This is a genomic window from Bradyrhizobium oligotrophicum (assembly GCF_051168495.1).
Classification (GTDB): domain Bacteria; phylum Pseudomonadota; class Alphaproteobacteria; order Rhizobiales; family Xanthobacteraceae; genus Bradyrhizobium; species Bradyrhizobium oligotrophicum_A.
In genome coordinates this window covers 380850-401762 of the sequence record NZ_JBNPVB010000005.1, presented here as the reverse complement: position 1 = coordinate 401762, position 20913 = coordinate 380850, and the positions used below count along the sequence as shown (strand labels likewise).

The following is a 20913-nucleotide window of genomic DNA, read 5'->3' as shown; positions in this document are numbered from 1 at the left end:
GCGTCAGCCACGCGTCCCACTGGGAGGAATGCGGGATCGGTATCGACGCCAAAGAAAGACGCCAAAGAAAAGAGGCGCACCAAGGTGCGCCTCGTGAAGTTTGCGGGAGGTCATTCTCGATGGGTCACGCCGTCCGCGCATCCTGGGTCGCGGGCTCGCTCGCCGCCGGATCCTTGCCGAGGATGAAGGCGCGGCGCAGCGGCTTGATCACGAACAGCGCCAGCAGCGCCGCAGTGGCGTTCAGGCCAACGCCGATCACGAACACGGCCTGCCAGCCATATCTGCTGGAGATCAGGCTCGCGAGCGGGACCAGCAGCGATGCGGTGCCCTTCGCCGTGTAGAGCATGCCGTTGTTGGTCGCGGCATATTTGCTGCCGAAGGTGTCGCCGGAGGTCGCGGGGAACAGGCTGTAGATCTCGCCGAACACGCCGAAATAGACGGCGGTCGCGAGCACGAACACGATCGGGTTGTGTCCGTAGGCCGACAGCGTCAGCAGCATCAATGCGGCCGTGCCGAAGGCGATGAACATGGTGTGCTCACGGCCGATCGTATCGGAAATCCAGCCGAATACCGGGCGGCCGAAGCCGTCGAAGATTCGATCGAGCGAGATCGCAAACGTCAGCGCCGCCATCTGGAAACCGGCGAGGGTCACCGGCTCGTTAGCAATCTTGAAGTCGTGGGCGATCGGGGCGATCTGGGCCGCGGTCATCAGTCCGCCGGACGCGACCATCACGAACACCAGATACATGATCCAGAAGATCGGCGTGCGCAACACCTGCGGCGGCGTGTAGTCGATCCTGCTCTGCGGGAGATTGAGCTGCTTCCTGCGGGCGGGCGCGGCCACGCTCGGCGGCCGCAGAAAGATGGCGAGCACGAACACGACCAGACCCTGCCCGATGCCGAAGGTGAAGAAGGCGCTCTGATAGCCGCTGGAGGCGATCATGCTCGCGATCGGTACGACGGTGAGTGCAGCCCCGGCACCGAAGCCGGCGGCGGTGGCGCCGGCGGCGAGGCCGCGGCGGTCGGGAAACCATTTCAGCGCATTGCCGACGCAGGTGCCATAGACCGCGCCCGCGCCGATGCCGCCGACGACGGCGCCGGCATAGAGCAGGGTGAGGGAGTCGGCGTAGGAGTTGAGCACCCAGGCCAGCGAGATCATGACGGCGCCGAACATGATGACGATTCGCGGGCCATATTTGTCGACGAACCAGGCCTCGACCGGCACGAGCCAGGTCTCGGTGACGACGAAGATCGTGAAGGCGAGCTGGATCGCCGTGCGGCCCCAGTGATACTTCGCGTCGATCGGATCGACGAACAGCGTCCAGCCGTACTGAAGGTTGGCGATCATCGCCATGCAGACGATGCCCATCGCGAGCTGCACCCAGCGGAAGCCGCTGGACTGCACCTGGACGGGCGGTGTTGCCTCTGTGCTGGAAACCATGTGTCCTCCCAAGATCGCACTGACGTCCGGCTTGTCACTGCCGGTACGGCGTCTGTCGTCCTGGTAGACTGGTATAACATATTCCAGATGGCAATATGGCAAGAGCCGCTGCGCCCTGGATGTTGCGGCGCATGGTGCGGGGGCTCCGCACGCAAGCAAAAGAAAACGCTCGGCAAAATGCCGAGCGCTTTCGGTCTGGACGTGTTCCAGTTTATTTTCGCTGCAGCGCGAAGCGGGGCTCGTCAGAGCATGGATTTCTGCACCACGACCTTCCGCCAGGGCTTGAGGACGGCGATCGCCAGGATCGAGGCCAGGATGTTGGCGCCGGCCGCGATCATGAAGACCAAGTCCCAATTGCCTGACGACTGCTGCATGTAGTTCGCGATCGGCACCAGCAGCGCCGCGGTGCCCTTGGCGGTGTAGAGCAGGCCGGCATTGGTGGTGGCGAATTTGGTGCCGAACGTATCGGTGCAGGTCGACGGGAACAGCGAATAGATCTCACCCCAGGCGAAGAACACGAAGCCGGACAGGATCACGAACCAGATCGGATCGTGGCCCAGCATGTACAGCGCCCAGATGCCGATGCCCTCCATGCCGAAGGCGATGAACATCGTGTTCTCGCGGCCGATCATGTCCGAGATCCAGCCGAAGAACGGACGCGTCAGGCCGTTCAGGACGCGGTCGATGGTGGCTGCGAAGGTCACGGCCGTCATGGTCATGCCGATCAAGGTCACGGGGATGTTGTCGACCTTCCAGTCGCCGGCGATCGGCTTGAGGTTGGCCGTCACCATCAGGCCGCCGGCGCCGACGATCACGAACATGAAGTACATCAGCCAGAAGATCGGCTGGCGGATCACCTCCGTCGGATTATAGTTGCGGCGGCTCTGCACCAGGTTGGCATTTTGCGCCGCCGCAGGCACCTGGCCTTCCTTCGGCGCGAACAGGAAGAAGGCGAGGATCACGATGATGATGCCCTGTCCCAGGCCGAAATACAGGAAGGTGGTCTGGAAGCCGGAGTCGCGGATCATGGCCTGGATCGGCGCGACGGTGAGCGCCGAGCCGGCGCCGAAGCCGGCCGCCGTGATTCCGGCGGCGAGGCCCCGCTTGTCGGGGAACCATTTGAGCGCATTGCCGACGCAGGTGCCGTAGACGCCGCCGGCGCCGATGCCTGCGATGATCATGCCGAGATAGTAGCCGTTGAGCGAGGTGGCGTAGGCGTTGATCATCCAGCCGATCGCACAGAGCACGCCGCCGACGAGCACGACGATGCGCGGGCCGTATTTGTCGACGAACCAGCCCTCGACCGGCACCAGCCAGGTCTCGAACAGCACGAACAGCGTGAACGCCCACTGGATCGAGGCGCGATCCCAGCCGAAGGTCTTGGCGATGTCGGGAACGAAGAAGGTCCAGCCATACTGGTAGTTGGCGATCATCACCATCGCCAGAACGCCGACCACCAACTGCGTCCAGCGATAGGCGTCACTTACTCTTGCAGATGCGGGCGCCCCCGCGTGAGCCACGTCCGTCATGTTTCCTCCAGGCTGTCTATTTTTGTCTAACAGCTACGCGGAGTTTGGTATATGATATGCCAATAGACAAGCGAATTCACGAGCGCGGGCGCCGGTTGGAGCGCCAACGGATGGAAAAACTCCGCAGAAGCAAGGCAAATCGCTGCAGCGACAATACGACGCGGCAGAGGAAAATTGTAGCTCAACTATCGGATGAAGCGCGAGTTTAGGCAGTGGCCGCCCGCAACCGGCTGTAGCCGTCCTGGATCGCCGACCAGAACAGCGCGATCAGCCCGAGCGCCATGATGGTGCCGACCAGCCCGTTGGAGAAGAACACGGCGAGCGATCCCTGGGATCCCAGCAGCGACTGCCTGAACGCTTCCTCGGCCTTGTCGCCCAATACGATCGCAAGCACCAGCGGGGCGAGCGGATAGCCGCACTTCTTGAACAGATAGCCGAGCACGCCGAACACCAGCATCAGCACCACGTCGAACGTGCTGCTGTGCACCGAATAGGCGCCGATCGCGCACAGCACGAGAATGAGCGGTGCGATGATGCTGAAGGGAATGCGCAGGATCGCCGCGAAGATCGGCACGCAGGTCAGCACAACGAGCAGGCCCACGAGGTTGCCGAGATACATCGAGGCGATCAGACCCCAGACGAATTCCTTTTGCTCGACGAACAGCATCGGTCCCGGCTGCAGGCCCCAGATCAAGAGGCCGCCGAGCAGCACCGCCGCAGTCGGCGAGCCGGGAACGCCGAGCGAGAGCATCGGCAGCAATGCTGCGGTGCCCGCGGCATGCGCGGCCGTCTCCGGCGCGACGACGCCCTCGATCTCGCCATGGCCGAAATGCTTGCCGCGCTTCGACAAGCGCTTGGCGATGCCGTAGCTCATGAAGGACGCTGGCGTCGCCCCCGCGGGCGTGATCCCCATCCAGCAACCGATCAGGCAGGAGCGCACCGAGGTCAGCCAATAGGCCGGCATCTCCTTCCAGGTGTGAAGGACGACACGCAGATTGATCTTCGCATTGCCGCCGCGGAAGCTCAGGCCTTCCTCCATCGTCAGCAGGATCTCGCCGATGCCGAACAGGCCGATGACGGCGATCAGGAAGTCGAAGCCGTTGAGCAACTCGGTGATGCCGAAGGTGAGCCGGAGCTGGCCGGTGATGGAATCGAGCCCGACGGCTGCGAGCGCGAAGCCGATCATCATCGCCGCAATCGTCTTGAACGGCGGCTCCTTGCTCAGGCCGACGAAGCTGCAGAAGGCGAGAAAATAGACCGCGAATTTCTCGGCCGGCCCGAACCGCAGCGCAAAGCTCGCCACCAGCGGCGCAACCAGCGTGATCATGATGACCGCGAACAGCGCACCGACGAAGGACGAGGTGAAGGCTGCCGTCAGGGCCTCGCCCGCCTTGCCCTGCTGAGCCATCGGGTAGCCGTCGAAGGTAGTCGCGACCGACCAGGGTTCGCCGGGGATGTTGAACAGGATCGAGGTGATGGCGCCGCCGAACAGCGCGCCCCAATAGATGCAGGACAGCATGATGATGGCCGAGGTTGGCGGCATGCTGAAGGTCAGCGGCAGCAGGATCGCGACGCCGTTGGCGCCGCCCAATCCCGGCAGCACGCCGATGATCACCCCGAGCACGATGCCGAGGATCATCACCATGATGTTGAAGGGCTGAAGGGCGACCGCGAAGCCGTGAAAAAGATTGGCCAGTTCTTCCATGCCAGCTTGGTCCTGCACCCGTGAGCGAATGAAATCTGTCGTTATAGCCCGAGCCATTCCTCGACCGGTCCCTTGGGAAGCGGGACCATGAACCAGCGCTCGAAGATCAGATAGGTCACGACGGGCATTCCGATCGCGACCACTGCGACCGTGAGCCAGCCGTACTTGCCGAGCCACCGCATGAACCATGCGATGAAGATCGTGGAGGCGAGGTACAGGCCGGTGAAGGGCAGGGCGCCGACATAGATCGCGGTCGGCACCACTACGCTCATGACCTGGCGAAGCTGGCCCCATTCGGCGAACACGCCGCCGTCATCCTCGCGCAGCGCGTTGCGAAAATTCATCGCGCTGGCAGCAACGATGAACAGGCCGACATAGAACGGGAAGAACCCGGCGCGCGGCCCCTCGGCGCCCCAATTGATTCCGGCCTTCACGCTGCCGAAGATCACGATGATCCCGAACAGCGCGATGGCGAGCGTGACGCCGACCTCGACCGCCTTGTGGGCGGGGCCGGCGGATCCACCATGAGGACTCATGCGCGCCGCTCAGTTCGAGGCCAGGAAGCCGGCTTCCTTCATCAGCAATTCGTGGCGCTTCTCTTCGGTCTCGACCCATTTGGCATAGTCGGCGCCGGTCATGAAGGTGGTGTTGAAGGCGCCGGTCTTCATGAAGTCCTGCCATTCCGGCGTGTCCCGCACCTTCTTGAACAGGTCGACATAGTATTCGATCTGGTCCTTGGTGGCCCGCGGCGACATGAAGATACCGCGCAGCATCAGGTACTCGATGTCGAGCCCCTGCGACTTGCAGGTCGGAATGTCCTTCCAGGCTTTGCCGTCGGTGACCTGCTCGTCGTAGCTCATCGGCTTGTCATCGAACACGCAGAGCGGCCGGACCTTGCCGCCGCGCCATTGCGCGACGGCTTCGATCGGATTGTTGACGGTGGAATCGACGTGATTGCCGACCAGTTGGACGGCGACTTCGCCGCCGCCCTTGTAGGGAATGTAGGTGAACTTCGCGCCGCTGGCCTTCTCCATGGCCACGGTGATGATCTGATCTTCCTGCTTCGAACCGGTGCCGCCCATCTTCAGGGTGCCCGTGCCCTGCTTCACGGCATCGAGATAGTCCTTGGCGGTGGTGTAGGGCTTCTCGGCATTGACCCAGAGCACGAACTCGTCGAGTGCCAGCATGGCGACCGGCGTGAGATCCTTCCAGTTGAAGGGGATCCCGGTCGCGAGCGGGGTCGTGAACAGGTTCGACAGCGTGATGATGATCTTGTGAGGGTTGCCCGCCGACGATTTGACGTCGAGGAAGCCTTCGCCGCCGGCGCCACCGGACTTGTTGATCACCACCAGCGGCTGCTTCATCAGATTGTGCTTGGTCACGATGCCCTGGATCGTCCGGGCCATCTGATCGGCACCGCCGCCGGTCCCGGCGGGAACGATGAACTCGACCGGCCGGACGGGCTCCCAGGCCGCAACGGCCGGAACGTTGCCCACGGCCGATGCCAATCCAATGACCAAGCCGACCGTCAAGCCAACGCGCAAGGAACGCTTCATCGACGCCTTCTCCCCTTCATTCCTGGACCGCGACGGCTTCTCCTGGCCGCTCTGTCCGATCGAACCACTTACTCTGTCTTGATCCCGTCCGGTGTCGTCCTTCGATCGTGTCGAGCTTCGGTCAATGTAACCCCGGCTTCTCCCGCCGCCTTCGATGCAGCCAACAGTTGTGTCGGCGGTCGAGGCCGTGCAGAAGCAGGTGCGTCCGCAGCAGATCGACCGATTTGATTTTGGTATGAAGCGGTGCCCGACCGCAATTGAGCAGATCGGCTGAAACTGCCGCGGAGCCAATTTGTCGCAGCCCGGCCGGTGCTGCCGAAAAAGCAAAAGCCCCGGAGGTCCGGGGCTCTCGATGGGCTTCGATGCCGTCTTGGCGCGCCGGGCGGCGCGCCCGGGTTTCAGAGGCCGAAATAGGGCAGGTCGCCGTTGCGGTTGGCGGCACGGGCGCTCGTCATCAGCACGCGGTCGAGGGCGGCGAGCAGGCGGCCGAACAGCGACACGGGCTGGACGAGGGGGAGGGCGACGGTCTTGGCCATGGTTTGTCTCCATCGGTGAGGCAGTGGGACTTTCTGACCGAAGATTTACGTATACCAGATGCCAGATGCAACGACGCATATTGCATAGCAGCATGACGATTTGGCGCTGCGCCGCAAATGTCACAATTGAGATTTTCAATCGAGAGCGTTATTCCCATACCGTGGAAATTGCCCGCGATCCAGCCGCCCGCCGATGCTTTGCGCCCTGTCACGGGCACATGCGAACCGAGCCTCGCCGAGACCACGTTGCAGCGTGGTCGGCTCGACGAAGAGCTCAAGCAAGTCGGCTGTCTTTCCAACCGCCTCGACCTGCGCGACGCCCACGGCCTCTCCTCCGCAACGATGATTGAGGTCGATCGTTATTCCAGTCCATCAAGGTGAGTTCAACGCGGCATGCCTTCACGAGGTCGTCGTTACCCCATCCTGCTTTCGAACGACGACGAGCGCTGAAAGCGCGGGAAGCTCTTCGACCTCTGGAGTGCGTATGAGGTGAGGCATGCCAATCCCAGATCATGTTTGACCGGAGCGGAGCAATTCGCGTCAAACCAATGGACCACTGGGAGGACTCCGAGCGTTCATCTTCCAAATTCGCAACGTCATCGGCCGCGGGTCAAGTGGTCTCTACCGGTGCGAGAAGCAAAAAGCCGCCGGACGATGCCGGCGGCTTGGTGTCGATGAACGGCTGCAATCGCCGCGCGTGTCCTATCTGGCGCCCGCTTACTCCGCCGCTTCCTTGCGCGGCGGATCGAGTGCGCCGGAGTCGTGGATCTCGGCGACCTGGTGGTCGCTGAAGCCGAGCACCTGGCGCAGGATCTCGTCGGTGTGCTCGCCCAGCAAAGGCGAGCGGGTGACGTCGGATGGGCTGTCCGACAGCTTGATCGGGTTGCCGACCGACAGGTACTTGCCGCGGGTCGGATGGTCGACCTCGACCAGCGTGCCGGTCTTGCGCAGCGACTCGTCCTCGGCGATCTCCTTCATCGACAGGATCGGCCCGCAGGGGATGTCGAACTCGTTGAGGGTGTCCATGGCCTCGAACTTGGTCTTGGTCATGGTCCATTGCTCGATGCGGCCGAAGATCTCGTTCAGGCGCGGCAGTCGGGCGGCGGGCTTGGCGTAGTTCGGATCGGTCTTCCAGGTGGGCTCGCCGATCACGTCGCAGATCTTCTCCCAGACCGGGGCCTGGGTGATGAAGTAGATGTAGGCGTTGGGATCGGTCTCCCAGCCCTTGCACTTCAGGATGCGGCCCGGCTGGCCGCCGCCGGAATCGTTGCCGGCGCGCGGCACGGCGTCGCCGAACGGCACGCCCTCGCCGAACTGGCTGTATTCCTTCAGCGGGCCGTGATCGAGCCGCTGCTGGTCGCGCAACTTGACGCGGCAGAGGTTCAAGACGCCGTCCTGCATCGCGGCGGTGACGCGCTGGCCGCGGCCGGTATGGGTGCGCTGATAGAGCGCGGTGACGATGCCGAGCGCGAGATGCAGGCCGGTGCCGGAATCGCCGATCTGCGCGCCGGTCACCAGCGGCAGGCCGTCACGGAAGCCGGTGGTCGAGGCGGCGCCGCCGGTGCACTGGGCGACGTTCTCGTAGACCTTGCAGTCCTCGTACGGGCCGGGGCCGAACCCCTTGATCGAGGCCACGATCATCTTCGGGTTGATCGCCTGGATCTTCTCCCAGGGGAAGCCCATGCGATCGAGCACGCCGGGGCCGAAATTCTCGACCAGCACGTCGCACGTCTTGATCAGCTCGGTCAGGACTTCCTTGCCCTTCGGGTTCTTGGTGTCGAGCGTGATCGACCGCTTGTTGTGGTTCAGCATCGTGAAATACAGGCTGTCCACGTTGGGAATGTCCTGCAGCTGGCCGCGGGTGATGTCGCCCACGCCGGGACGCTCGACCTTGATCACGTCGGCGCCGAACCAGGCCAGCAGCTGCGTGCAGGTCGGTCCGGACTGGACGTGGGTGAAGTCGAGAATGCGAACGCCCTCGAGCGCCTTGGTCATGTGTTCTCTCCAGTAAGAATGGTCATCCCGCGAGCAGCGGGTGTTGGATGTCTTGCGGGTGGCCCTTACTTCTTCTTCGTCAGCACGCTCTGCGGATTGAGGTTGCCGATGCGGCCGCTCTCGGATCCGGCGGCGGGATCGATCACGGCATTGATCAAGGTCGGCTTGCCGGAATCCATCGCCGCGTTCACCGCGCGCTTCAGCTCGTCGGGGCTCGTCGCATTGACGCCGATGCCGCCGAAGGCCTCCATCATCTTGTCGTAGCGCGCGCCCTTGACGAACACGGTGGTCGCCGGGTCGTCGCTCGCCGCGTTCTGGTCGGTGCCGCGATAGATGCCGTCATTGTTGAAGATGACGACGCAGATCGGCAGGTTGTAGCGGCAGATGGTCTCGACTTCCATGCCGCTGAAACCAAAGGCGCTGTCGCCCTCGATCGCCAGCACCGGCTTGCCGGTCTCGACCGCCGCCGCGATCGCCGAGCCCATGCCGATGCCCATCACGCCCCAGGTGCCGACATCGAGACGCTTGCGCGGCTGGTACATGTCGATCACGCCGCGGGCGAGGTCGAGCGTGTTGGCGCCCTCGTTGACCAGGATCGCATCCGGGCGTTCCTTGATGATAGTGCGGAGCACGCCGAGCGCGCCGTGATAGTCCATCGGCGAATTGTTGTTCATCAGCCGCGGCGCCATCTTGGCGACGTTGTCCTCGCGCTTCTTCTGCACGGCACTCAGCCACTCGACCGGCGCCTTGGGCCAGTCGCTGCCCATCGCCGCGGTGAACGCCGTCACCACCGAGCCGATGTCGCCGACCACGGGGGCCGCGATCTCGACGTTGGAATCCATCTCCTTCGGCTCGATGTCGACCTGGATGAACTTCTTCGGCAGATCGCCCCAGCTCTTGCCCTTGCCGTGCGACAGCAGCCAGTTGAGCCGGGCGCCGATCAGCATGACGACGTCGGAGTCCTTCAGCACGGTCGAGCGCGCCGCACCGGCGCATTGCGGATGCAGGTCGGGCAACAGGCCCTTGGCCATGCTCATCGGCAGGAACGGCACGCCGCTGGTCTCGACGAAGGTCTTGATCGCCTCGTCGGCCTGCGCGTAGGCCGCGCCCTTGCCGAGGATGATCAGCGGCCGCTTGGCGCTCTTGAGAAGATCGAGCGCGCGCTTGACCGAATCGGGCGAGGGGATCTGCGCCGGCGCCGGATCGATCACCTTGACCAGCGAGGCGCTGCCTGCCTGCGCGTTCATCACCTGGCCGAACAGCTTGGCCGGCAGGTCGAGATAGACACCGCCCGGGCGGCCGGAGACCGCGGCGCGGATGGCGCGTGCGAAGCCGATGCCGATGTCCTGGGCGTGCAGCACGCGGAACGCCGCCTTGCACAGCGGCTTGGCGATCGCGAGCTGGTCCATCTCCTCATAGTCGCCCTGCTGCAGGTCGACGACCTCGCGCTCCGACGAACCCGACACCAGGATCATCGGAAAGCAGTTGGTCGTTGCGTGCGCCAGCGCGGTGAGGCCGTTGAGGAAGCCGGGCGCCGAGACGGTGAGGCACACGCCGGGCTTCCTGGTGAGGAAGCCGGCGATGGCCGCGGCATAGCCGGCATTCTGCTCGTGACGGAAGGAGAGGACGCGAATGCCTTCAGCCTGCGCCATGCGGCCGAGGTCGGTGATCGGAATCCCCGGAACGTTGTAGATCGTGTCGATCCCGTTCAGCTTCATCGCGTCGATGACGAGATGGAAGCCGTCGGTGAGCTCCTCATGGGTGTCCGGTGCCTCGGTCTTCACAGCAGTCTGCGGCATGCGCCTCTCTCCCTGGTCGTTGATCGAAGGCGCATCGCGTCTTCTGTTGAATCGTCAGCTGAACAGTTCCTGGCCGTGCGTCTCGACATAGGTCGCAAGGCCCAGCGTGTGATCGCGCGCGCGCTTCTCGGCAAGCTCGGTGTTGCGCTCTTCCAGCGCCTCGATGATCGCGAGATGCTCGGGCAGGGACGCCGCGATTCGATCGGTGCGTCCGATCGTGAGCTGGCGATAGCCGCGCACGTGCAGCAGGATGTCGTTGGTCATGTCGACCAGGACGGGCGATTCCGACAGCGAGATCAGCGCCTGATGAAACGCGATGTTCGCCCGCGAATATTCCTCGATGTGCTCCTGCGGCGGGCGGTCGTCGCCGAACTCCTTGAAGAAGTCGCGCAGCGCCGTGATGTCCTTCTTGCGCGCGATCGTCGTGATGAGGCGCGCGGCCATGCTCTCCAGCGCGGCCCAGGCGCGGATCATGTCGACGATCTCGCTCTTGGTCCGGCGCACCACGACGATGCCACGGCGCGGCACGGTCTTCACGAATCCATCCTGCTCGAGCATCGCGATCGCTTCGCGGATGGGCGTGCGGCTGACACCGAGGCGCTCGGACAAGGCGCGCTCGTCGAGCATCACAGGCTCGGGCGACGCATAGATGTCCATCTTGAGAATCGCTTCTTTCAAGGCTTCATAGGCCTTATTCTTGAAGCTCGTCTCCGGGGCGATGCGAGCGATCGCGATGTCGGCCTCGGCCATGATGGGCAATGCCTTGTTTGTTTTCTCTGTAGACAAGACCGGTCTCCTCTCCTTGGGAGATGTCTGTTTACAGCATTTTCCGTCGAGGATTTTTGGCATGCCAGATGCCAGACTGTCAAGCTGAGCGATTTTTCAGCGTTTCCACACCTTCGCTGCGCTTGACAAAGTTTGCGTCTGGCATACCAAATGCCATAAACCACGAGCAATCCCGAGGAGGAAACCCCGATGTCTGACGCCGCCATTCCGAATGCCAAGGCCACCATCCGCGATGTGCTCGACCGGGTGAAGGCGGACAAGCGCACCAGCCTCACCGCGCCCGAGGGCAAGGTGGTCTGCGACGCCTATGGCATTGCGGTGCCGAAGGAGGGATTGGCCAAGTCCGCCGCCGAGGCGGCCAAACTGGCCGGTGACATGGGCTTCCCGGTGGTGATGAAGATCGTCTCGCCGGACATTCTGCACAAGACCGAAGCCGGCGGCGTCATCGTCGGCGTCAAGACCGCTGACGACGCGCAGAAGGCGTATGAGACCATTCTCGCGAATGCGAAGACCTACAAGGCCGACGCCAAGATCGAAGGCATCCAGGTCCAGCAGATGCTGACCGGCGGGACCGAGGTGATCGTCGGTTCGATCACCGACGGCTCGTTCGGCAAGCTGGTGGCCTTCGGCCTCGGCGGCGTGCTGGTCGAGGTGCTGAAGGACGTGACCTTCCGCCTCGCGCCGGCGACCAGGGATGATGCGCTGTCGATGCTCGACGGTATCCAGGCCCATGAGATGCTGAAGGGCGTGCGCGGCGGCGATGCCGTCAGCCGCGAGGCGCTGGCCGACATCATCGTCAAGGTGTCGCAGCTCGTCAGCGATTTCCCGGAGATCGTCGAGCTCGACCTCAACCCGGTGTTCGCGACGAAGAATGGCGCCATCGCCGCCGACGTCCGCATCGTCGTCGATTTCGACTACAAGGCGCGCCCGGCGCCGCGCTCGAACGAAGAAATCGTCACCGCGATGAACCGCATCATGAAGCCCCAGGCGGTCGCCGTGATCGGCGCCTCGGCCGAGGACGGCAAGATCGGCAACTCCGTGATGAAGAACCTGGTCAACGGCGGCTACAAGGGCGAGATCTATCCGATCCATCCCAAGGCCCAGGAGATCCTCGGCTACAAGGCCTATAAGAGCGTCAAGGACGTGCCCGGCGTGATCGACACTGCTGTGTTCGCGATCCCTGCCAAGTTCGTGGCGGCCGCGCTGGCCGAGTGCGGCGAGAAGAAGATCCCGGGCGCGGTGCTGATCCCCTCGGGCTTCGCGGAAGCCGGTGCGCCGGAGCTGCAGGCCGAGATCGTCGAGGTCGGCAACAAGTACAACATCCGATTGATGGGCCCGAACATCTACGGCTTCTACTATACGCCGGCCAATCTCTGCGCCACCTTCTGCACCGCCTATGACGTCAAGGGCCATGCGGCGCTGTCGTCGCAGTCGGGCGGCATCGGCATGGCGATCATCGGTTTTTCGCGCTCGGCCAAGATGGGCGTCTCCGCGATCGTCGGCCTCGGCAACAAGTCCGACATCGACGAAGACGATCTGCTCGCCTTCTTCGAGCAGGACCCCAACACCAATCTGATCGCGCAGCACTGCGAGGACCTCAAGGACGGCCGCGCTTTCGCCGAAGCCGCCAAGCGCGTCTCCAAGACCAAGCCGGTGATCGTGCTCAAGGCCGGCCGCACGTCTGCTGGAGCGAAGGCCGCCTCGTCGCACACCGGCGCGCTCGCCGGCAACGACAAGATCTACGAGGACGTGCTGAAGCAGTCCGGCGTCATCCGCGCCCGCTCGCTGCGCCAGCTGCTCGAATTCGCCCGCGGCGTGCCGGTGCTGCCGACGCCGAAGGGCGAGAACGTCGTCATCATCACCGGCGCCGGCGGTTCGGGCGTGCTCTTGTCCGACGCGGTCGTCGACAACGGCCTGTCGCTGATGGCGATGCCGGCGGATCTCGACGCCGCCTTCCGCAAATTCATCCCACCGTTCGGCGCTGCCGGCAATCCGGTCGACATCACCGGCGGCGAGCCGCCCATCACCTATGTCAACACGGTCAAGCTCGGCCTGTCGGATGAGCGCATCCACGCGCTCATCCTCGGCTATTGGCACACGATCGTGACCCCGCCGATGGTGTTCGCGCGCAACATGGTCGAGGTGAAGAAGGAGATGGAGGCCAAGGGCTTTGTGAAACCGATCGTCGCCTCGCTCGCCGGCGACGTCGAGGTCGAGGAAGCCGCCGAATATCTCTACCAGCACGGCATCCCCGCCTATGCCTACTCGACCGAGCTTCCGGTCGAGGTGCTCGGCGCCAAGTACAAATGGGCGCGCGGGGCAGGGCTGCTCTGATCGCGCGATAGCCTGAGACTGCGACGACGCCGCTCCGGGAAACCGGGGCGGCGTCTTTCTTTTGGTTGCCGCTTGAGGCCGTGACGCCGTCCGAGTGAATCGAGCACCCTTCGACAACCCGCATCCTTGGATGCTCTCCAGAGTGAGCCATTTCGGACGTCACCGGAGGCTGGCGATGCTGAGCGCAATAGCATAAAATGATAATTTGTGCTGGAAAGAGGTTCCCATGGCGAGCAGCTACACCATCGGCAAGCACTACGAGGATTTCATCTGGAACCTGGTGGACAGCGGCCGGTATGCGACCGCGAGCGAGGTGATGCGCGAAGGGCTGCGGCTGATCGAAGAGAAGGAAGAACGGCGGAAGGCCAGGCTCGAAGCTCTGCGGACCGCGATTCAGGAGGGCCTCGACAGCGGCGCCCCGGAGAATTGGTACGTGGAAGACCTGATTGCCGAGGCGCAGCGCCGGAAGGCGGCGCATGCAAAATCGCCGCCTGCTTCGTCCACAGGCAAGGGAAGACGCGCTGGAAATCTGGCGTATATCGCCGATGACAACGAGGCGGCGCTTAAGAGTTGGACTAGCCGCCATCCGAGCAGATAGTTAAATGCACCGTAAGTCCGCCGAGGCTCTGGCGTCCTACGAGCGTGTCCTGCGCCCCCTGGTGGACAAGGCGCAGACCATTCCAAAGCTCGTCCCGCGTCTGGTCCATCCCTATAGCGCTGCCGGCGTGAGCTTGCTGCGTGCCGTGCAGCGTTTGATCTCGACGGCCGCGATCAGCAGGCGCATGGCAAAGTCGTTCACGCCCGCGCTACAGGCGTTTTGTCTTCCTCGATATGAAGCATTGAACGAAAGAGCCGGTCTTTCCGGCAAACGCCAGTCGAGCACAGTCACCGGATCGTCGTGATGGCTCCTGCGCGTTGTCGACAAATCGTCACGCCCGTTGCGTCCTGGTGGTTTCGTTTCTTGTAGTTTCGTTTCGAGAGCCACTGAGGGACAGCAGCCGACCGCCGAACATGCAAATGCGGACATCCGCCTCACCGGCGGTCATTCCCGTGACCTTGGCTTCCATGCGCTCGCGCTTGTTGCGCTTCGCAAGGTTCATGTCGCCGGCGCATGTGAACGGGAAGCCACGGCCTTCCAGGTCGTGAAGAAGCGCGATAACCGCGGCTTGTTACCGCCACTCGGGAATGGTGTTGACCACAGGGGGTGTCCCGCGAGCGCCGCGTAGATCACTGCGTCGGGAGAGACCGATCCGGCAACACTTGGGCTCGCCTAGTAGCCGATGATCCGACAGATTGCCTAATCAATCCCGAGAGGTCGAATCAGGAGTAGAGACGGCATTGTCTTGCCTCGATTCATCCGCTTTCTGTTTTCTTCGATCAGCAGCAGGCTGATAGGCTATCCGCGAATGAGAGGGGCAATAAGGGAGCCCGCTGATGGTAGGTGCACCACAGAATGAAAATTCCGCTGAAGTCGGATCTCCAACAGGCCAATGGCAAGTTTGTTCATTGAGTTCAGTCAACGACCTGCGATGTTCGTCGGAAGGTGTCTCGTCCGATGAAAGAATTTTTTTGCGCAAGCGATTTAAATCTTTTTTTCTTTTCCTTGGTGCCAGTGGATCGGGGGACGATGCAGGCCCCGACAAGCCAAGCCTGTGGATTTTTCCAATTACAGCATTGCGTGTGACATTGCCAAGCTCAGCAGCAATCTGACTGGAGCTTAATCCAGCCTGCCAAAGTAGCTTGAGTTGCTCAACCCGTTCAGGAGTAAAGATATGCGGTTTTGTTGGCATCTCATCTTCTACCGTTGTCTCCTCTGCGGTGCTCCCGATGCCGGATTCGTGCGTCAACTCTGCCCAATCTGCAACCGGCAGGAGGGACAACTCGCCATTTTTTATTGCTGCTCTGACCAATTTCGCGTCGATCGCGCGCATCTGTAGTTTGCGATGCTCTAGAAATTTAGCAATCGAAAATGAAAGAAACGGGAATTCATTGTAGCGTTCGAACTCTTCAAAGAGTTTCAATTGAAGCACGAATTTTTCTTCTACCGTTACCCGCCCCTCGAAGTCTCTAAAGCCGTACAAGAATGGCGACCCGATGACGTACCAGCGATTTGATCGGTGTTCGGCGAAAGCCGTCTTCCAATTCTTGCGGGGCGGCAGGTCGACAAACGATTCTATATATTTCTCGTCGGACGACGACTGAATAAAATACGTCGTTCGTTCCTCACTAGTGAAGACGGGAGTACCAAACGACGGCCCCTCAACGTCGATGGGAACTATACCAGCTAACTTAAAGGCGACGTCTGGCAAAGTTGCCTCCATTACTTAAAATACCCCATCGAAAGCATGAACCGCTTGGCCGCAGCGGAAACCAGCCCAAAGGACAGGGCTGGATTCCAGACCTCAATGTCATAACATTGCGCCTTGATACTATTCGCATCAATGAAGTCGCTGTAGAGTTTCGAGCCCCGCAGGGCTGTCGGCAAAATGATGGCTTGCAACGATGACTTCGTCAAAGCAACTGTAGGCTCCGCTTGAAGCTCGATAGTAACACGGCGCTCATCCGCTTCGGTCCTCACGTGAGATTCTAGCATTTTGGAATACGACACGCTCTCAAAATCTTCCACGGCGTATTCTCGATTAAAACGAGAAGGATTGATGTAGTTCTTAGTGTCTCCAAAGAAATGGAAAATGACATCATTGATACGTGATGTGTTGGGTTCGAGTTCAAAATCCAACACTGTATTCTTGCGATGAAAATATCGCTTTAGACGCTTATGGAACAATGCCCCCGTATCGAATGGAAAGATTCTTTTTAGTGGCTCCATGTTTTCGAGCTTCATAACGAAGCAAACGGGGTAAAGTGCGAGGTCTGTAGTTGCGTCCTCCTCGACGGCATACTTGAACGCCGGACGGCCATAAAAAAGGTAGGTGATTTTTTCTCCGAAAACTTCGCAGATGTCGGTTGTCTGTATTTCTCTACGCTCGATGTGCGCGCGAGCATCAAAGCCATCACAAGTGTGATAGACGGGCAGGAGATCTATAGCTTGGTTCGACAGCGGAACCTGCGTCGAGAAACGGCTTGTCATTTTGATCAGCTTTCTCAATTCAGGGGGCTTACTGAACAGCAAGAAGCCGTATTCTAACCAGGATTGAGCTTCAATCTGACACTCGCATGACGGCTAATCAAGCACCGACCAACTCGGCACGGAAAATTATTAGCAATAGTCGTGAACACACATTTCCTGCGGCCGTCACTTGCCTACGACCAGGCGACCATGCAGGATGTCGGGCTCACCATGGGCCGGGTCGAACAGTCGCGTACCGATCCTGCCGCGAGACGCCGCGCGGCACTCGACGATTGTGATCTGCCCGCGCGCCCTGCCGGAAGGACCGCCGGCCGGTGCGGATTGACGCCGCGGGACGCCCCAGATGTTCGACCTCGGCTCGACCGGCGCCGCTGCTCAAACCGTGATCAGCGGACCGTCCTATTTGGGCTTGCCGTCATCCGCATCGCGCGCAACGATCGTGGCTGATCCAGACCACGTCCAGCGAGCTGTGCCATGACCAAACTCACCCGCTTTTCGGTCGCCCCCTTGCACACCGTGACACGGCGGCTCGCCGACGTCGCTTCCGCGCGCGTCGCGCCCGATCTCGTGATCACAGGCGCGCGCGTCCTCTCGACCTATTCGGAGCGCATCCTCCCGAACCGCGAGCTGTGGCTCACCGGCGGCCGCGTCGCGGCGGTGAAGCCGGCCGGCGCCCACAAGGCGCTTCCCTCAGGCTTCGCGATCTATGACGCGGCCGGCGGCATCATCGCGCCGGGGCTGGTCGATCCGCACATCCACATCGAATCCTCGATGGTGACGGCCTGCGCCTATGCGGAAGCCGCGCTGCTCAACGGCACCACGACGATCTTCTGCGACAGCCACGAGATCGGCAACGTGATGGACACAGCCGGCGTCGAGGCGATGCTGGAGGACGCGCGGCAGGCGCCGCTGTCGATCTTCCTCACGGTGCCCTCGACCGTGCCGGCGACATCCGCCGCGTTGGAGACCGCGGGCGGCGACCTCACGCCGGACAAGATCGCCGGCCTGTTCGACCGCTGGCCCGAGGCGGTGGCGCTCGGCGAGAAGATGGATTTCGTGCCGGTCTGCATGGGCGACGAGCGCAGCCACGCCATTCTCGCCGCGGCCCTGCAGCGTGGCCGGCCGGTGTCGGGTCATGTCTATGGCCGCGAGTTCGTCGCCGCCTATGCCGCGAGCGGCGTCACCGACACGCATGAGGCGATCGACCGCGACATCGCCGACGACCTGCTCGATGCCGGCGTCTGGATTTTTCTGCGCGGCGGTCCGCCCACGACCCCGTGGCACAGCCTGCCGCAGGCGATCCGCACCATCACCGAGCTCGGCGCCTCGCACAAGCGCACCGCCGTCTGCACCGACGATCGCGACGCCGACGATCTCATGCTGTTCGGCCTGGACTGGGTGGTGCGCGAGGCCGTCAAGGCCGGGATGTCGCCGGAGCAGGCGTGGTCGATGGGCTCGCTGCAGGGCGCGACGCGCTTTGCGATGGATGGCGAGATCGGCGGCCTCGGCGGCGGCCGCCGCGCCGACCTGGTGCTGCTCGACGACGGCCTCAAGCCGCGATCGACCTGGTATGGCGGCGAGCTCGTCGTCGACAAGGGCAAGATCACGCCGCGTCTCGATCAGGCCTTGTCGCAGCGCTATCAGTATCCGAAGGCGGCCTATGCCACCGTGAAGCTGCCGGCGCAGATGAAACTGACGCCGGAGCTGCCGACCAGGGCCTGCACCGTCAACGCGATCAAGACGGCGCTGCCGGGCATCACGCTGATCCATGAGAAGGTCGCGATCGAGCCGGCCAACGACTGGGAGACGCTGTTCGCGCGCCACGGCCTCTGTTTCGTCGCTGTGATCGAGCGCCACGGCAAGTCGGCCGGCAATGTCGCACATGGGCTGTTGAAGGACTTTGGCCTTGAGCGCGGCGCCGTCGCCTCCAGCGTCGGCCATGACAGCCACAACATCATCGTTGCCGGCACCAACGAGGCCGACATGCAGGCGGCGGTGGCCGCGATCGCCGCGCACCAGGGCGGCGTCTGCGTCGTCGCCGGCGGCGAGGTGAGGGCAATGGTGCCGCTGCCGATCGCCGGCCTGCTCTCGGACAAGCGCATCACCGAGGTCGCCGCGGAGGTGAAGCTTTTGAAGACCGAATGGACCGCGGCCGGCTGCACCATCCCCTACATGGGGTTCAACCTGATCCCGCTGTCGGTGATCCCCGAGATCCGCATCACCGACAAGGGCCTCGTGCTGGTGCCGCAGATGGAGCTGGCGCCGCTGTTCGAATAGGCCTTGGGCGACCTGCCGCATCGTCTCGAAGCTGACCCTCATGGTGAGGAGCGCCGCAGGCGCGTCTCGAACCATGAGGCCAAGTTCGCTGAGGCCCGATCCCGGCCTCGCCCTTCGAGACGCCCGCCTGCGGCGGGCTTGTCAGGGTGAGGGGAAACAGCGTCGGGCGAATCAGCAGGGGGCCTTGCGCAGTTGAGGCTGGTGGCCGTGTCACGAGGGGGAATGCGCCGGTCTGAGAATATCGAGTTTCCCAAGCTTGTTCAAAGGGACGCAGAAATTGCGACCACCGGCCAAAAATTCTTCTTTCTTTTTTTCAGAAATCATGCATGATGTGCCCATCCTGTCTCGCCGAGAGGGGCGTTGCGCGCGATCGTCACGACACGTGAGGCAGGGATGCGGTGGCCGTGAGGTGTCGCAGCGTGCGCTTGCGCATGCCGACGAACGACGCTCCACGGACGTGAAGTCGCAGCGTGCTGACACCCCGATGCTGGTGTCCCGCGCAACGTGCGCAAGCGCGTTGTCGCGAATGGTGGCCAACAAGCCGGCGCACCAGGCAGACTGCGTATAAGCGTGAAGACCACCGCGCAGGGAATGCCGGAGTTCGGCTGAACCTGTGGTACCTGCCGCCTGCATTTTGTTCGCAGGCGGGCCATGGGTTGCGGCCAGCGCCCGGCATTCCCTGCGCCCTCTCGATTCCTGAGGGCCTGCGATCGCAGCACTCGGGCGAGATCCGCCGCGAGATCGCGATGTCATGTCCTGCTTTTCCCTGCTGTTTGAAACGTGGATCGGACCAGACAATTCCGTTGCGAAGGCCCGCGACGAGGCGGCTGCGATGGAGCCCATCTGCGCATTCGAGCGGGATGCATGAACTTTCGGCAATGGAACCGGAACCACCGGTTACCCCTCGTTGTTGAAGGCTCATCTCGAACACACTGGAGGATGAAATGATGAGGACCCGTCTTGCTGTCTCGCTGGTGGCCGCGTCGCTGCTGGCATCCACCGCGGCGTTTGCGCAATCGACCACGGTCGAAGGTGCGGCCAATGGCGCTGCCGCCGGCGGCGCGGTGGCTGGACCCGTCGGCGCCATGGTCGGGGGCACTGTCGGCGCCGCCGTGGGCGCGGCCGTGGAGATCCCGAACGCGGTGATCACCTCGATCGATGCCGAGCGTGCGCCGTCGGTCGTGGTGCGCGAGCGCGTCGTGGTCGGCGAGCCGCTGCCCGACACGGTCGAACTGCGCCCGGTGCCGCGCTACACCGAGTATCGCTATGCCGTCGTGAACGATCGCCGCGTCATCGTCGATCCGCGCACCCGCCGCGTCATCAAGATCATCGAGTGATCTGGCGTCGTCCGCGACGCAGGACTCGCTGACGGACGGAGGTCTCGCCGCATCAGCGGCGGGGCCTCTTTGCTATTCACGCCGTCTGCGGGCGCAGCTGCCGGATGAGCCAGTCGATGGCCGCGGACAGACCAAAGCCGACACAGGCGGCTGCGGCGTCGACGAAGAAGTCTTCCAGCCGCGCGTGGCGTCCGGGTGCCAGGAACTGCGCGAGTTCCAGCGCGCCGATCAGGATCACTCCAATCCCGGCGGCCAGCAGCCGATGGCCGCGATAGGCGAGGCCAAAGGCGACGCCGATCAGGATGAAGGCAAGGGCGTGTTCGCCGTCCTGTCCCAGCTGGGAATGCGGCCGGTAGCTGGGCGGGCCCAGGGTCGCGAAGGCCACGGCTGCGGCGAGCAGCCAGGCCGAGAGGCGAATGACGATCTTCATGGATGCTGCTTAGCACGTTCCGGGCCACAGGCCGGGTTCACGGCCCCGCGAGCCGCGGCCGTAGTTAACGTGGGCTCGCACACCGAACAAGGTGTTCTCA

General features: G+C 62.9%; 19 protein-coding genes. 7 read left to right on the top strand and 12 right to left on the bottom strand.

From position 1 onward, the window contains the following. Positions 1–124 precede the first annotated feature (124 nt). The 5 genes from oxlT (ACQR1B_RS13510) to ACQR1B_RS13490 form a co-directional block, all read right to left on the bottom strand. The gene (oxlT, locus tag ACQR1B_RS13510) at positions 125–1441 is read right to left on the bottom strand and encodes an oxalate/formate MFS antiporter (protein WP_434831626.1); all 1317 of its coding nucleotides are present in this window, start codon (positions 1439–1441) and stop codon (positions 125–127) included. 242 nt (positions 1442–1683) lie between these two features. Beyond that, positions 1684–2970, bottom strand: a complete 1287-nt coding sequence (gene oxlT, locus ACQR1B_RS13505) for an oxalate/formate MFS antiporter (protein WP_434831627.1) — start codon at positions 2968–2970, stop codon at positions 1684–1686. Between the two features lie 205 nt (positions 2971–3175). Next, a complete protein-coding gene (locus ACQR1B_RS13500; protein WP_434831628.1) occupies positions 3176–4675 on the bottom strand; it encodes a tripartite tricarboxylate transporter permease in 1500 nt (499 codons plus the stop codon). Between the two features lie 41 nt (positions 4676–4716). Continuing rightward, positions 4717–5211, bottom strand: a complete 495-nt coding sequence (locus tag ACQR1B_RS13495; RefSeq protein ID WP_434831629.1) for a tripartite tricarboxylate transporter TctB family protein — start codon at positions 5209–5211, stop codon at positions 4717–4719. Between the two features lie 9 nt (positions 5212–5220). Continuing rightward, complete coding sequence (locus tag ACQR1B_RS13490; protein WP_434831630.1) at positions 5221–6231, bottom strand: Bug family tripartite tricarboxylate transporter substrate binding protein; 1011 nt, start codon at positions 6229–6231, stop codon at positions 5221–5223. Between ACQR1B_RS13490 and ACQR1B_RS13485 the strand changes: the two genes are divergently transcribed. Then, positions 6188–6313 carry a hypothetical protein gene (locus ACQR1B_RS13485; RefSeq protein WP_434831983.1) on the top strand — a complete coding sequence of 42 codons (126 nt, stop codon included), beginning with the start codon at positions 6188–6190 and terminating at the stop codon, positions 6311–6313. The two genes, ACQR1B_RS13490 and ACQR1B_RS13485, sit on opposite strands and share 44 nt — an antisense overlap. A 316-nt stretch (positions 6314–6629) precedes the next feature. Here the strand turns inward: ACQR1B_RS13485 and ACQR1B_RS13480 are convergent, their stop codons facing one another. Continuing rightward, complete coding sequence (locus ACQR1B_RS13480) at positions 6630–6767, bottom strand: hypothetical protein (protein WP_012043236.1); 138 nt, start codon at positions 6765–6767, stop codon at positions 6630–6632. A 117-nt stretch (positions 6768–6884) separates the two neighbouring features. On the opposite strand from ACQR1B_RS13480, the gene ACQR1B_RS13475 reads away from it, so the two are divergent. Continuing rightward, complete coding sequence (locus tag ACQR1B_RS13475; RefSeq protein ID WP_434831631.1) at positions 6885–7148, top strand: hypothetical protein; 264 nt, start codon at positions 6885–6887, stop codon at positions 7146–7148. Positions 7149–7484: 336 nt separating this feature from the next. On the opposite strand, the gene frc is transcribed toward ACQR1B_RS13475, so the two are convergent. The 3 genes from frc to ACQR1B_RS13460 all read right to left on the bottom strand — a co-directional run bounded on the left by frc (position 7485) and on the right by ACQR1B_RS13460 (position 11311). Further along, positions 7485–8762, bottom strand: coding sequence for a formyl-CoA transferase (gene frc / locus ACQR1B_RS13470; RefSeq protein ID WP_434831632.1), 1278 nt, complete (start codon positions 8760–8762; stop codon positions 7485–7487). A gap of 65 nt (positions 8763–8827) precedes the next feature. Next, positions 8828–10561: an oxalyl-CoA decarboxylase gene (gene oxc, locus ACQR1B_RS13465; protein ID WP_434831633.1), complete on the bottom strand. Its 1734-nt coding sequence runs from the start codon at positions 10559–10561 to the stop codon at positions 8828–8830. Between the two features lie 54 nt (positions 10562–10615). Next, complete coding sequence (locus ACQR1B_RS13460; RefSeq protein ID WP_434831966.1) at positions 10616–11311, bottom strand: GntR family transcriptional regulator; 696 nt, start codon at positions 11309–11311, stop codon at positions 10616–10618. A gap of 225 nt (positions 11312–11536) precedes the next feature. Between ACQR1B_RS13460 and ACQR1B_RS13455 the strand changes: the two genes are divergently transcribed. The 3 genes from ACQR1B_RS13455 (at position 11537) to ACQR1B_RS13445 (ending at position 14583) form a co-directional block, all read left to right on the top strand. Then, complete coding sequence (locus ACQR1B_RS13455; protein WP_434831634.1) at positions 11537–13681, top strand: acetate--CoA ligase family protein; 2145 nt, start codon at positions 11537–11539, stop codon at positions 13679–13681. A 226-nt stretch (positions 13682–13907) separates the two neighbouring features. Continuing rightward, complete coding sequence (locus ACQR1B_RS13450; RefSeq protein ID WP_434831635.1) at positions 13908–14279, top strand: type II toxin-antitoxin system ParD family antitoxin; 372 nt, start codon at positions 13908–13910, stop codon at positions 14277–14279. A gap of 4 nt (positions 14280–14283) precedes the next feature. Further along, complete coding sequence (locus ACQR1B_RS13445; RefSeq protein ID WP_434831636.1) at positions 14284–14583, top strand: hypothetical protein; 300 nt, start codon at positions 14284–14286, stop codon at positions 14581–14583. A 399-nt stretch (positions 14584–14982) separates the two neighbouring features. Here ACQR1B_RS13445 and ACQR1B_RS13440 read toward each other — a convergent pair whose 3' ends face one another. Together ACQR1B_RS13440 and ACQR1B_RS13435 are read right to left on the bottom strand one after the other, a co-directional pair. Next, positions 14983–15471 (bottom strand): GcrA family cell cycle regulator, encoded by a 489-nt coding sequence (locus ACQR1B_RS13440; protein WP_434831967.1) that lies wholly within the window; start codon positions 15469–15471, stop codon positions 14983–14985. A 530-nt stretch (positions 15472–16001) separates the two neighbouring features. Further along, a complete protein-coding gene (locus ACQR1B_RS13435) occupies positions 16002–16811 on the bottom strand; it encodes a hypothetical protein (protein WP_434831637.1) in 810 nt (269 codons plus the stop codon). A 432-nt stretch (positions 16812–17243) separates the two neighbouring features. Here ACQR1B_RS13435 and ACQR1B_RS13430 point away from each other — a divergent pair, with 432 nt between their 5' ends. After that, on the top strand, positions 17244–19046 hold the full coding sequence (locus tag ACQR1B_RS13430) for an adenine deaminase C-terminal domain-containing protein (RefSeq protein WP_434831638.1): 1803 nt from the start codon (positions 17244–17246) through the stop codon (positions 19044–19046). Between the two features lie 947 nt (positions 19047–19993). After that, on the top strand, positions 19994–20383 hold the full coding sequence (locus ACQR1B_RS13425) for a DUF1236 domain-containing protein (protein WP_434831968.1): 390 nt from the start codon (positions 19994–19996) through the stop codon (positions 20381–20383). A 76-nt stretch (positions 20384–20459) separates the two neighbouring features. Here the strand turns inward: ACQR1B_RS13425 and ACQR1B_RS13420 are convergent, their stop codons facing one another. Next, a complete protein-coding gene (locus ACQR1B_RS13420) occupies positions 20460–20813 on the bottom strand; it encodes a VanZ family protein (RefSeq protein ID WP_434831639.1) in 354 nt (117 codons plus the stop codon). Positions 20814–20913: the final 100 nt, after the last annotated feature.